Raw genomic sequence first — 12,112 nt, 5'->3', positions numbered from 1 at the left:
CGTCAAGCCTTGGCGGCAGGCAGGTCGCTGCGGCGTTCGATGATGCGCGAGACCAGGCCATAGGTCTGCGCCTCTTCGGCCGACATCCAGCGGTCGCGCTCGATGTCGAGCATCACCGTGTCCAGCGGCTGGCCGGTTTCGCGGGCGATCATGCGGGCGATGCGCTCGCGGGCCCGCACGATCTCCTTGGCCTGGATCGCGATGTCGGTCGCCTGGCCGCCGGCGCCGCCGCTGGGCTGGTGGATCAGGAAGCGCGTCTGCGGCAGGCAGAAGCGGCGCTCGCGCGGCACGGCCAGGTACAGGTGCGTGGCCGCGCTGCCCACCCAGCCGGTGCCGATCATGTTCACCGGCGCCGAGATGAAACGCACGATGTCGTGGATCGCATCACCCGACTCCAGGTGGCCGCCGGGCGACGAAACCAGCATGTCGATGGGCGCGTTGGATTCCGCGTCCAGCGCGATCAAACGCCGCACCGTGTCGGCCGCGCTGCTGTCGTTGATCTGGCCGAAGACCAGCACGGTGCGCGAGCGAAAGGCCTTTTCCTCCATGAAGGTGCTGCGTGGGTCGCCGGCCGCCGAGGCGGGCGTGGCGTTAGGATCGCTTTCCATGTGTTCCATCTGAACTCCTGTGTCGGACATGTCGGTGAAACGGATCAGCCGTCCGCCATGTGACACCCACGCCATGCAAAGCCTGTTGCCGCCCCATCCGTTGGCCTGCGATCCCGCGCTGCGCCGCCGCCTGACCTCGCTGGCCCGGCTCTGGCTGGGCAACCATGCGGATGCGGAGGACGTGGTGCAGGACGCCTACCTGCGCTCGCCGGTGCTGCCGCAGGGCGCGCAGGCCCAGCAGGCCTGGCTGTTGACGGTGGTGCGCAACCTGTGCACCGACCTGCAGCGCCATCACGGCATGGTGCGGCGCAAGCATGCAGAGGCGGGTCCCGCGTTGGCCGTGGCCGAGTCCGCTGAAGCCGAGGCATTGCTGGCAGACGAAGTGCGCGCTGCGCTGCGCCACGTGGCGCAGCACCTGGCCCCTGAAGACGCCGCCGCGGTGCTGCTGCACGAGGTGTTCGACTTCGAGCACGCAGAGATCGCCCGGCTGGCCGGCCGCGCCGAGGCGGCTTCGCGCCAGCGCCTGCACCGGGCGCTGCGCAAGCTGCGCGCTGCCGCGCCTGCCCACCCGCGTGACGATGCGGACTCGCCGCTGTTTGCGCTGTGCTGGCATGCGCTGCAGCAGCACAGCCCGGCCGCGTTGATCGCCTTGCTGCGTCCGCCGGCCTTGTCCTGCACCGCCGCCGGCGCCGCGCCGCAGGCGGGCGGTGGCAGCGGCATCCAGCCCTCTGTGCTGCAGCTGCATGGCCGGCTGATGCTGGCGGTGCGGCTGGGCGGCGCGGCCGGCGGCCCACTGCTGTGCCTGCTGCCGCTGGGGCCGTTGCAGGACTTGCACAACGAGCTGCGCGCCTGCGCTTGACCGTTTGGCGGCTCTGCCCGCAAACTGAGCCCATGCCCAACCCGGTTTCGACCTTCGTCGCCACGTTCGCCATCGCCCGCCTGCCGCGCGCGATGCAGTCGTTCGCGCAGGCGGTCGTCGTCGTGTTCATGGCGCAGCTGCATGCCGTCATGCACCTGCTGCTGCCACCACACCCCCGGGCCCTGCGAAACCACTGAACCCCGCTGAATTTCGCTCAACAGGCCCGCCACCCGCGGGCCTGTTGCTTTTTGGAAGCTCCCACCGGAGACCTGCATGAGCTTCGCTGCACCGACCTTGCCAGACGCCACGCCCACCGCCAACGCCACAGCGGCCTGCACGCTGCGCCGGGCCCACCCGGACGATGCGCCCGCCTTTGTTCGCATGATGGAAGCGCCCGAGGTCTTCGCGAATGTGCTGCAGGTGCCGTATCCGGACCAAGCTTTCTGGCGCAAGCGCCTGGAGGACCAGCAGCTCAAGCCAGGCAGCACCGACATCCATCTGGTCGCCCTGGTGGACGGTGAGATGGTGGGCAGTGCAGGCCTGCACGCCGCGTCCTGGGCGGTGCGGCGGCGGCATGCGATGAGCCTGGGCATCACCGTGGCGCGGCAGTGGCATGGACGGGGCATTGGCAGCGCGCTGATGGCCGCGCTGTGCCGGCACGCCGACGACTGGGCCGGCGTGCTGCGCCTGGAGCTGACAGTGTTTGCCGACAACGCGGCTGCGATCGGGCTCTACCGCAAGTTCGGTTTCGAGACCGAAGGCCTGCTGCGCGCCTATGCCTTGCGCGATGGCCAGTACGTGGACACCCTGAGCATGGCGCGGCTGCATCCCAGCCCGCCCCACTGGCCACGTCTGGCATGAGACACTGCCGGCCCCGATTCCGTTGACGAGAGAGGTCCCGCCTTGGCTGCGCCCCGCATGAGTACCGAACAAGAGATCGAAGCGCTGGATGCGCTGTGCCAGCGCATGGCGGGCTTCGAGGACAGCATCTCGCTGGAGTGGCTGGACGGCTACATGAGCGCGCTGGCGGCAGGCCCGCGGCGGCTGACGCTGCTGGACTGGCTGCCGGTGTTCGGCGAAGGCGTTTTCACCCGCACCTTTGCCGACCCGGCCGACGTGGAGGCCGCCCAGGAGGTCATCCAGGCCCGCTGGGACGTGCTGGCCAACCAGCTGGACCCGGAGCAGATCCTCGAAGACCCGGACGTGCTGCGCCTGGCGCCGCTGATGATCGAGCTCAGCGACGAGGACAAGGCCCAGCTGGTGGCCGACGGCCACGTCAAGGAAGACGAGCTGCACCTGCTGGAGCAGACCGGCGAGGTCTGGGCCATCGGCTTCATCGACGCGACACGCGACTTCCCGCAGGACTGGCCCGAGGCCGACCTGGAGACCGAGGAAGGCCAGCTGTTCGACGAATGCATGCTGCGCGTGGTTTCGCTGACGCTGGACCCGGAAGAGCTGAAGGAAGTCTTCGAGGAGCTCTACGAAGGCGAGGAGCTGACGCGCGACGAGCTGATCCACGAGGCGCTGTACGCCGCGCAGGACATGCGTCTGTACTGGCTGGACCACGCGCCCAAGCCGCCGCAGCGCCGCGTGGGCGAACTGCCGGGCCGCAACGACCCGTGCCCTTGCGGCAGCGGCAAGAAGTTCAAGAAGTGCCACGGCGCGCAGGTTCAATGAGCCCCCAAGACGCCTGCGGCGTCGCCCCCCCGAGGGGGAGCGCCCGGCTTGGGGCGGCCCGGCGCCGGGCCCTCGCTCCGCTGCGGAGGACGGTTGGATGAGCGAACGTTTCGATCTGGCCGGCAAGCACATCGTGCTCGGCCTTTCGGGCGGCGTGGCTTGCTACAAGGCTGCCGAGCTGACCCGTTCGCTGGTCAAGGCCGGTGCCACGGTGCAGGTGGTGATGACCGAGGCGGCTGAGGCCTTCATCACCGCAGTGACGATGCAGGCGCTGTCGAACCGGCCGGTCTACACCTCGCAGTGGGACGCGCGGCCAGGCAACAACATGGCGCACATCAATTTGACGCGAGAGGCCGATGCCGTGCTGATCGCGCCGGCCAGCGCGGACTTCATCGCCAAGCTGGTGCAGGGCAGGGCGGACGACCTCTTGTCGCTGCTGTGCCTGGCGCGGCCGGCCGAGCGCGTGCCGCTGCTGGTGGCGCCGGCGATGAACCGCGAGATGTGGGCCCATCCGGCCACGCAGCGCAACGTGGCCCAGCTGCGGGCCGATGGCGCGTTGGTGCTGGGCCCGGCCGCCGGCGACCAGGCGTGCGGCGAGATCGGCGACGGGCGCATGCTGGAAGCGGACGAACTGCGCGATGAACTGATCGCTTCGTTCCAGCCCAAGCTGCTGGCCGGCAAAAAGCTGCTGGTCACCGCGGGCCCGACCTTCGAGGCCATCGACCCGGTGCGCGGCATCACCAACCACTCCAGCGGCAAGATGGGCTTTGCGATCGCGCGAGCAGCACAGGAAGCTGGCGCGGAGGTCACCTTGATCGCCGGGCCGGTGCACCTGCCGACGCCGCCGCACGTGCGCCGCATCGACGTGCAAAGCGCGCAGCAGATGTTTGATGCGGTGCTGCCGCAGGCGTCGCTGCACGACGTGTTCGTCGCCACCGCGGCGGTGGCCGACTGGCGCCCGGCGGTGATGAACGAGCACAAGATCAAGAAGGACGGCAAGAAGCTCGCGCCCAGCTTCGAGCTGACCGAGAACCCCGACATCCTGGCCGCCGTCGCCAGCCTGCCGGACAAGCCCTGGTGCGTCGGTTTTGCAGCGGAAAGCCAGGACCTGCTGACGCATGCCCGCGAGAAGCTGCTGCGCAAGAACGTGCCGCTGATCGTCGGCAACCTCGGCCCGGCGACCTTTGGGCGCGACGACAACACGCTGGTGCTGGTGGACGCCGCGGGCCATCGCGAACTGCCCTCCGGCGACAAGCTGGCGCTGGCGCGCGAACTGGTGGCCGAGATCGCCCGCCGCACGGCCGGCGTGTGACCCAATTCAGTGATCTCTTTGCAGTGAACATGACCCCCATCGAACTGAAGGTGCTGGACCCGCGTGCCGGTGAACAGCTGCCCGCCTACGCGACGCCCGGCAGTGCCGGCCTGGACCTGCGCGCCTGCCTGGACGCAGCCGTGACGCTGGCGCCCGGCGAAACCACGCTGATCCCCACCGGCCTGGCGATCCACATTGCTGACGCGGGACTCGCCGCGCTGATCCTGCCGCGCTCGGGCCTGGGCCACAAGCACGGCATCGTGCTGGGCAATCTGGTCGGCCTGATCGACTCGGACTACCAGGGCCAGCTGATGGTCAGCTGCTGGAACCGCGGCCAGGCCGCGTTCACGATCCAGCCGATGGAGCGCATTGCGCAACTGGTCATCGTGCCGGTGGTGCAGGCGAGCTTTCGCGTCGTCGATTCATTCGACGCCAGCGACCGGGGCGCCGGCGGGTTCGGTTCGACCGGCGTGGCCTGAGAAGCCGATTCAGTGCAGTGAGGCGCCGGGCGGCGGGCCGCCCATGACGACCACCGGCGGCTCGACGCTGCCGGCTTCAGTTTCGGCGGCGGTCGCTTCGCGCACGTCGACCACCTTCAGTTCCAGGCGAAGCGCCATGCCGGCCAGCGGATGGTTGGCGTCCAGCACCACATGTTCCGGGTAGACCTCGGTCACGATGTAGGTCAGGTCCTGAGGCATGTCCGGCGTGGCAGCGCCTTCGGGTAGGCCGTCGAACTGCATGCCGGGTTCAACCCCCTCCGGGAAAAGCTGGCGTGCTTCGTAGCACAGCAGATCGGCGTTGTATTCGCCAAAGGCGTTTTCAGGTTCCAGGTGCAGGTGGGCTTCGAAGCCCGTTGTCTGGCCTTCCAGTGCTTCTTCCACCTTGGGCAGCAAATCATCGCCGCCATAGAAAAATTCGACCGGGTCGCTGAGCTCGTCGATGAGCTGACCTTGGGCATCCGACAGGATCCAGGTCAGCGTCACCACGCAAGGTGAAGTGATGTCCATCGCGGAATGATCGCACAAGGCGAAGGGTCAAGCAGCGGACAATGCCGCCCCATGACCGTGGACCCCAATCTCTCCTTGCCGCTGCTGGGCGGCCTCTCGCCGGCGCAATTCATGCGCCGCCATTGGCAGAAAAAGCCTTACCTGATCCGCCAGGCCGTGCCCGGTGTGCAGCCGCCGCTGGCGCGTGCCGAGCTGTTCGATCTGGCCGGGCGCGACGATGTCGAATCCCGCCTGATCCGCCAGACCACCGCGGCAAAAAAAGCCGGCCCTGGCTGGCGCCTGCAGCACGGCCCGCTGACGCGGCGCCAACTGCCGAGCCCCAAGCAGGCCGGCTGGACGCTGCTGGTCCAGGGCCTGGACCTGCATGTGCCAGCTGCGCGCGATCTGCTGAGCCAGTTCCGCTTCGTGCCCGAGGCGCGGCTGGACGATTTGATGATCAGCTATGCCAGCGATGGCGGCGGTGTCGGCCCGCATGTCGACTCCTACGACGTGTTCCTGCTGCAGGTCAGCGGCAGCCGGCGCTGGCGCATCGGGCCGGTCAAGGACGACAGCCTGGTGCCGGGTGTACCGGTCAAGCTGCTGGCGAATTTCGAGCCCCAGCAGGAATGGCTGCTGGAAGCTGGCGACATGCTGTACCTGCCGCCGCAATGGGCGCATGACGGCGTGGCCGAAGGCGCCGATTGCATGACCTGCTCGATCGGCTTTCGAACGCCCACGCCCACCGAGATGGCGCGCGACGTGCTGCAGCGCATGCTGGACGCGCTGGATGCGCCCGAGCGCGAACCGCGATACCGCGACCCCAAGCAGGAGGCCACCGCAACGCCTGGCCGCATTCCCGAGGCTTTGCAAAGCTTTGCGCAGCACGCGGTGATCGCCGCGCTGAACGATGCCTACAGCCTCAACAGCGCGCTGGGCGAGTCGCTCACCGAGCCGAAGGCGACCGTGTGGTTTGACGGTGGCGAGGCGCTGCAGCCGGGTGATGGTCTGGTGCTGGATGCACGTTCCCGCATGATGTACGACGATCGCCAGGTGTTCCTGAACGGCGAATCCTTTCGCGCGGGTGGGCGCGATGCCAAGCTGATGCACCAGCTTGCAGATCAGCGCGCGCTGTCACCGCGCGAGGTGGCCAGGCTCAGCGAAGAGGCACTGACGCTGGTGCAGGATTGGGCCGAAAGCGGCTGGGTGCGTGCGGCGCCACGCCAAATCGGTGTGCGTGCCCCGAAATGATGCGTGACGGCAACGTTTCGCGCCCGCGCGTCGGCAGCCCAAGGTTTTTCTTGATAGGGAAGGCCCCTAGTGGCGGGTGTTGCACCGGTATAATCAAGAGCTAGGTACAGGAACGTGTCCACAGGAGCAGGGCGTACGCATGTAGATGCATGACGTGTACTCTCCCAGCGTTTTTGGCCTTTCGCGAGGAGGAGGCGCGCGTGAACAAGCGGGCTTCCAGAATTACCGGTAATTTTGTTCGACCCCTTTTGTTTTCGAGGACATTCATGAACAAGTCGCTCCTGCTGGCTTCCCTGATCGCCGTTGCCGCCCTGGCTGCTTGCAGCAAGAAGGAAGAAGCTCCTGTTGCTCCGGCTCCCGCTGTCGAAGCTTCGGCTCCGGCTGCTGCCCCGGTGGCGCCCGCTTCGGAAGCTGCTTCGGACGCCATGGCGCCCGCATCGGCTGCTTCGAACTGAGCTGCCGAGTCGCCTTTCTGGCGATTCGAAAAAAGCCACCCTCGGGTGGCTTTTTTCATGCCTGAACCAGTTTAGTGCCACGCTGCTGAATCCCGTCCCGCGGCTGCTGGCGGTATCCTGTGAAACCGACATGAAACTCTTGAGCCGCCAGGCCAGCGCGGCCGAAGAATAGGCACGCGGTTTGCCCGCTGACTTTTCGGCACCTGTTGCCTAACTGTCGCTGCAGGCATGGAAAAGGGCCCCGCAGGGCCCTCGATATTCAACAGCCGTTACCCGGCGTGCGGCATCAATACTTCAGCTCTTCGACCAGCAAGGTGACGATGCGCTGCGCATTCGCACCGTTGTCCGGCTCGCCGGCAGGAGTCAGCACGTTGACGCGGGTGGCGTTGGCGCCATCGGCCTTGACCATGATGCGATAGCGGCCCAGCGCCTTTTCGGCCGGGTCTTTTGCACCGAACCAGCGCATCAGGAAGTTCGGGCCGTCCTTGGAGGCTTCGTTCGGGTCCACGTAACGCACGGCGTACGAGCCCAGCGTGCGGTCACGTTCCTCGACCGTGAAGCCGCTGCGGTCCAGCGCCAGGCCGACACGGCGCCAGGCGCGTTCCAGTCCATCGTCCAGTTGCATGGTGGCAGAGGGTTCGCCGCTGATCACCCGGGCCTTGGTGGGCCGGCTGCTGGCACTGCCGCCGGCGGCGGGCGTGGTGCCGGCCTTGCCGGCATCCGCGGTGGTGGTTGCGGCCTTGCCACCCATGGACAGCATCATGCGCGACAGCATCTCGGCCTCGAGGTCGTGGTCGGTGGGGCGGTTGGTCCAGATCGTGCCGCTGTCGCGGTCACGGCCGCTGTAGACCTCTTCCAGGCCGCGGTGGCTCAGGTAGACCTCACTGCCGCCGCTTGCGGTGCGCTCGATGCGGATGCGGAACTTGTCCCGCTCGCCGGTCGAGTAGAGGCTCTCGAAGACCTTGCCGAGGCTTTCCCGGATGATGTCCTGCGGCAGCTTGGCGCGGTTCTCGTTCCACTCGGTCTCCATCACGCCCGCTGCAGCGTCCTCCTTGGACAACTGCAGCCCGCTGTTGAGCAGGAACTCGCGCACCTGCGGCCAGACCTGTTCCGGGCTGCGGCTGGTGACCAGCCAACGCTGCTCGCCGGCACGCTCGATGCGCATGTCGCCGGCCTGGCTCAGCGCCACCGTGGGTGCGCCCGAAGCCGCAGCGGCAGCCGGCTTTGCGCCGCCTGCCAGCTCAGAGGCCGAGATGCTGCCGTTTTGCGGCGTGTAGCGGCCGTCGCGTGCCAGCGGCGTGAGGTCCGGCGGCACCTCCAGCGGCGTCGTTTTGCGAGCCTGGCTGCGGTAGTCGATCTTGTCGTCGGGCAACACGCTGCTGAGCATGCCGCAACCGGCCAGACTGGCGGCGATCAGGGCAAAAACGGCGCCACGGACGGCCGTGATCGCGAAGGCTTTATTCACTTGGGACATCTCCGGTCGGCGGTCAGAAACAAGACCGCCGCTTGGCTGGAACGAGGGCCGGCCGCCAAAAGCGGCTGCAGCCAGATCGGCCGCGATTCTGGCTCAAACTTGAAAGGTGCTCAGATCAGCCCGCATTCGCGCAGCGCGGCACCGACCTGGGCCTGGCCGGCAGCGGTCAATTCGACCAGCGGCAGGCGCAGGAAATTCTGGCAGCGGCCCATCTGTGACAGCGCCCACTTGGCCGGCGCGGGGCTGGCTTCGCAGAACAGCTGGCGGTGCAGCGACAGCAGGCTGAAATGGATTTCGCGGGCGGTGGCCGCGTCACCTGCCATCGCGGCTTTGCACAGCTGCTGCATGCGGCGCGGTGCAACATTGGCGGTGACGCTGACGTTGCCATGGCCGCCCAGCAGCATCAGCGCGACCGCGGTGCCGTCGTCGCCCGAATAGATCGAAAAACCCTTGGGCGCGTGCTTGATCAGCCAGGCCGCGCGCTCGATGTTGCCGGTGGCTTCCTTGATGCCGAAGATGCCGGGCACCTCGGCCAGCCGCAGCACGGTGTCGTGCTGCATGTCTGCCACGGTGCGGCCGGGCACGTTGTACAGCATCACCGGCAGGTCGACCGACTCGGCGATCGCCTTGAAGTGCCGGTAGATGCCTTCCTGCGAAGGCTTGTTGTAGTAGGGCACGACCTGCAGCGTGCAGTCGGCACCCACCTCTTTCGCATAGCGCGTGAGGTTGATGGCCTCGGCGGTGCTGTTGGCACCGGCACCGGCCATGATGGGCACGCGGCCTTTGGCGTGTTCGACCGCCACGCGGATGATCTCGCAGTGCTCGTCCACGGTCACGGTGGCGGATTCACCGGTGGTGCCGACGACGGCAATGCAGTCCGTGCCTTCGGCAATGTGCCAGTCGATCAGCGCGCGCAGCGCCGGGTAGTCGACGCTGCCATCTTCGTGCATCGGCGTCACCAGGGCGACGATGCTGCCAACAATCGGTGTCATCAGGATTCCTTGCAGAGCGGCTGATTTTAGCCTTGTGACAGCGGCCATTCCGGCAGCGAATTGCGCTGCGCGTCATGACGGTCCGCCGCCGCGGCGGGCCGGCGCGCCGCGATGCGCTGCACGAATCGCGCGGGCGCTGCCAACAGGCCTTGCTCGAAGCCCAGCACCTGCCAGCCGGCGCAGCGCTGCAGCAGTTCGCCGGGCTGCAGCAGGAATTCCGCGCGGGCAGGGCGACCGATGGTCTCCTGGCCGGCGGTAAAAGTTTCGTAAAGCAGCAGGCCGCCGGGCGCCACCGTGTCCAGCAACGCGTCAAAACGAGGCCGCCAAAGGTAGTTCGTGACGACGACCAGATCGAAGCAGCGACCTGCCAGCGGCCAGGTCTGTTCTTCCAGCTCGGCCTGCACCACTTCGATGCCGGCCACGCCCGCCAGCGAGTGCAGCGCCTGGGCATCCCGGTCCACCGCGGTGACCGCATGACCGCGCGCCGCCCACCAGCGCGCGTGCCGGCCGCGACCGCAGGCCAGGTCCAGCACGCTGGCACCTGCCGGCACGCAGGGCGCCCAGCGCGTGACCCAGCTCGAAGGCGCGCCTGCGCCATGCATCAACACCGGCTCAGACACAGTTCCAGACCTGGGTGGCCAGGTCGAGCATCAGGGCGGGGTTGCGGTATGCGGCAAACGTCAGCAGCAGGACCAGCAGCGCTGCGGTCCAGCCGAGCAGGCGCCGGGTGTTGCGGATCATGGCGCGACCGCTTGCGGCCTCTGCACCCGCAGGATGGGGCCCTCGCGCACCGGCAGGTTGGCCAGCGCCGCCATCACGCCCAGCGCCACGGCCAGCCACCACACGACGTCGTAGCTGCCGGTCTGGTCATACAGCCTGCCGCCCAGCCACACGCCCAGGAAGGAGCCGATCTGGTGGCTGAAGAACACCAGCCCGCCCAGCATCGACATGTACTGCACGCCGAAGATCTGGGCCACGACCGCGTTGGTCGGCGGCACGGTGGACAGCCACAGGAAGCCGATCACGCTGGCGAAGACATACACGCTCATCGGCGACACCGGCACCAGCAGGAAGATGACGATGGTGATCGAGCGCAGGAAATAGATGGCCGCCAGGATGTGGCGCTTGGCCAGGCGCTGGCCCAGCACGCCGGCGGTGTAGGTGCCAAAGACATTGAACAGGCCGATCAAGGCCAGCGCGGTGGTGGCGACCTGCGGGTCCAGGCCTTTGTCGCGCAGGTAGCTGGGCATGTGCACGCCGATGAACACGACCTGGAAGCCGCAGACGAAATACCCGGCCATCAACCACCGGAAGCTCGGATAGGCCATGGCCTCGCGCAGCGCGGCGCCGATGCTTTGCTGGTGGCCGGTGGGCGCGGCCGCCTTCGGTTCCTTCAGTCCCCACGCCAGCGGCGCGATGGCGAGCGCTGCGCAGCCCAGCATGAACAGCGCGTTCTGCCAGCCCCAGTGGCCAATCAGCCAGCTCTCGACCGGCACCATCAGGAACTGGCCGAACGAGCCGGCGGCCGCCGCCACGCCCATCGCCCACGAGCGCTTCTCGGGTGCGATGTTGCGGCCGATCACGCCGTAGACCACCGCGTAGGTGGTGCCGGACTGGGCCATGCCCAGCAGGAGCCCGGCGCTGCCGGTGAAGGCCAGTCCAGAGGTGGACAAAGCCATCAGCACCAGGCCCAGCGCGTACAGCCCGGCGCCGACGATCAGCACCCGGTACGCGCCGAAGCGGTCTGCCAGCATGCCGGCAAACGGGCCGGCCACGCCCCAGGCGATGTTCTGGATTGCCAGCGCAAAGGCGAAAGTCTCGCGGGTCCAGCCGCGCTCCATCGTGATCGGCGCCAGCCACAGGCCAAAGCCGTGGCGGATGCCCATCGACAGCGTGACGATGGCCGCGCCGCAAACCAGGACCTGGGTCATGGTCAAGGCAGGCGAGGGCGGGTTGGCAGTGGACGCGGCAGACATCCGGGCACTTTAGCGGAGGGTGGCCGTCCGCGCCTCGGGTATGGTGCCGGCATGTCTGCCGCTTCTCCCCCCGCAACGACCCCTACGGCCATCGCTGCCAGCCTCGCAATCCGGTTGCACCACGTCGCGCTGATCGCCTCCGACTACGCGCGTTCCAAGGACTTCTACACCCGTGTGCTGGGCTTGCGCGTGGTGCACGAGTTCTGGCGCGCCGAGCGACAGAGTTGGAAGCTGGACCTGGCGCTGCCGGACGGCAGCCAGCTGGAGCTGTTTTCCTTCCCCGGCTCGCCGCCGCGGCCCTCGCGGCCCGAGGCCTGCGGGCTGCGCCACCTGGCGCTGGTAGTAGACGACATCGACGCGGCGCGTGAACGCCTGCTGGCCGAGGGTGTCGATTCGCTGGAGCCGGTTCGCATCGACGAATTCACCGCCTCCCGTTTCTGCTTTTTTGCCGACCCGGACGGCCTGCCGATCGAACTGGTCGAGCCCGCGCCAGCACCGGCCGGCTGAGTCCGACCAGCCCTTCCT

At 67.9% G+C, this 12,112-nt stretch carries 16 protein-coding genes; 9 read left to right on the top strand and 7 right to left on the bottom strand.

The window, feature by feature from the left end; translation table 11 throughout:
* Positions 1-2: 2 nt before the first annotated feature.
* Positions 3-608, bottom strand: a complete 606-nt coding sequence (locus AC3WR5_RS01615; RefSeq protein WP_492482592.1) for an ATP-dependent Clp protease proteolytic subunit — start codon at positions 606-608, stop codon at positions 3-5.
* 73 nt (positions 609-681) lie between these two features.
* On the opposite strand from AC3WR5_RS01615, the gene AC3WR5_RS01610 reads away from it, so the two are divergent.
* From AC3WR5_RS01610 to dut, 6 genes are all read left to right on the top strand, one after another.
* Entirely contained in the window at positions 682-1,467 is a 786-nt protein-coding gene (locus AC3WR5_RS01610) for an RNA polymerase sigma factor (RefSeq protein WP_492481332.1), read from the top strand.
* A gap of 32 nt (positions 1,468-1,499) precedes the next feature.
* Entirely contained in the window at positions 1,500-1,664 is a 165-nt protein-coding gene (locus tag AC3WR5_RS01605; RefSeq protein WP_492481330.1) for a hypothetical protein, read from the top strand.
* Between the two features lie 76 nt (positions 1,665-1,740).
* Entirely contained in the window at positions 1,741-2,328 is a 588-nt protein-coding gene (locus tag AC3WR5_RS01600) for a GNAT family N-acetyltransferase (RefSeq protein WP_492481328.1), read from the top strand.
* Positions 2,329-2,385: 57 nt separating this feature from the next.
* A complete protein-coding gene (locus tag AC3WR5_RS01595) occupies positions 2,386-3,144 on the top strand; it encodes a UPF0149 family protein (protein ID WP_141291336.1) in 759 nt (252 codons plus the stop codon).
* A 97-nt stretch (positions 3,145-3,241) separates the two neighbouring features.
* Positions 3,242-4,456 (top strand): bifunctional phosphopantothenoylcysteine decarboxylase/phosphopantothenate--cysteine ligase CoaBC, encoded by a 1,215-nt coding sequence (coaBC, locus tag AC3WR5_RS01590; RefSeq protein WP_492481325.1) that lies wholly within the window; start codon positions 3,242-3,244, stop codon positions 4,454-4,456.
* Positions 4,457-4,485: 29 nt separating this feature from the next.
* Positions 4,486-4,935 (top strand): dUTP diphosphatase, encoded by a 450-nt coding sequence (gene dut / locus AC3WR5_RS01585; RefSeq protein ID WP_492481323.1) that lies wholly within the window; start codon positions 4,486-4,488, stop codon positions 4,933-4,935.
* A gap of 9 nt (positions 4,936-4,944) precedes the next feature.
* On the opposite strand, the gene AC3WR5_RS01580 is transcribed toward dut, so the two are convergent.
* Complete coding sequence (locus AC3WR5_RS01580) at positions 4,945-5,463, bottom strand: FKBP-type peptidyl-prolyl cis-trans isomerase (RefSeq protein WP_141288855.1); 519 nt, start codon at positions 5,461-5,463, stop codon at positions 4,945-4,947.
* Positions 5,464-5,520: 57 nt separating this feature from the next.
* Between AC3WR5_RS01580 and AC3WR5_RS01575 the strand changes: the two genes are divergently transcribed.
* Together AC3WR5_RS01575 and AC3WR5_RS01570 are read left to right on the top strand one after the other, a co-directional pair.
* The gene (locus AC3WR5_RS01575; protein WP_492482590.1) at positions 5,521-6,690 is read left to right on the top strand and encodes a JmjC domain-containing protein; all 1,170 of its coding nucleotides are present in this window, start codon (positions 5,521-5,523) and stop codon (positions 6,688-6,690) included.
* A 200-nt stretch (positions 6,691-6,890) separates the two neighbouring features.
* Positions 6,891-7,145 (top strand): hypothetical protein, encoded by a 255-nt coding sequence (locus tag AC3WR5_RS01570; RefSeq protein WP_231012799.1) that lies wholly within the window; start codon positions 6,891-6,893, stop codon positions 7,143-7,145.
* Positions 7,146-7,431: 286 nt separating this feature from the next.
* On the opposite strand, the gene bamC is transcribed toward AC3WR5_RS01570, so the two are convergent.
* The 5 genes from bamC to AC3WR5_RS01545 form a co-directional block, all read right to left on the bottom strand.
* Complete coding sequence (bamC, locus tag AC3WR5_RS01565; protein ID WP_492481320.1) at positions 7,432-8,619, bottom strand: NlpB/DapX family lipoprotein; 1,188 nt, start codon at positions 8,617-8,619, stop codon at positions 7,432-7,434.
* A 110-nt stretch (positions 8,620-8,729) separates the two neighbouring features.
* Entirely contained in the window at positions 8,730-9,611 is an 882-nt protein-coding gene (dapA, locus tag AC3WR5_RS01560; protein WP_492481318.1) for a 4-hydroxy-tetrahydrodipicolinate synthase, read from the bottom strand.
* Positions 9,612-9,637: 26 nt separating this feature from the next.
* Positions 9,638-10,231, bottom strand: coding sequence for a class I SAM-dependent methyltransferase (locus AC3WR5_RS01555; RefSeq protein WP_492481316.1), 594 nt, complete (start codon positions 10,229-10,231; stop codon positions 9,638-9,640).
* A complete protein-coding gene (locus AC3WR5_RS01550) occupies positions 10,224-10,352 on the bottom strand; it encodes a hypothetical protein (RefSeq protein WP_492481314.1) in 129 nt (42 codons plus the stop codon). The genes AC3WR5_RS01555 and AC3WR5_RS01550 overlap by 8 nt, the downstream gene beginning before the upstream one ends.
* The gene (locus AC3WR5_RS01545; RefSeq protein WP_492481312.1) at positions 10,349-11,542 is read right to left on the bottom strand and encodes an MFS transporter; all 1,194 of its coding nucleotides are present in this window, start codon (positions 11,540-11,542) and stop codon (positions 10,349-10,351) included. Before AC3WR5_RS01545 ends, AC3WR5_RS01550 begins: the two co-directional genes overlap by 4 nt.
* Positions 11,543-11,638: 96 nt before the next feature.
* On the opposite strand from AC3WR5_RS01545, the gene gloA2 reads away from it, so the two are divergent.
* Positions 11,639-12,094 carry an SMU1112c/YaeR family gloxylase I-like metalloprotein gene (gene gloA2 / locus AC3WR5_RS01540; RefSeq protein WP_492481310.1) on the top strand — a complete coding sequence of 152 codons (456 nt, stop codon included), beginning with the start codon at positions 11,639-11,641 and terminating at the stop codon, positions 12,092-12,094.
* The last annotated feature ends 18 nt before the right edge of the window (positions 12,095-12,112 follow it).

The sequence above is a fragment of the Ideonella sp. FW305-24 genome (assembly GCF_058788035.1).
This window is presented reverse-complemented; position numbering and strand designations above follow the sequence as displayed.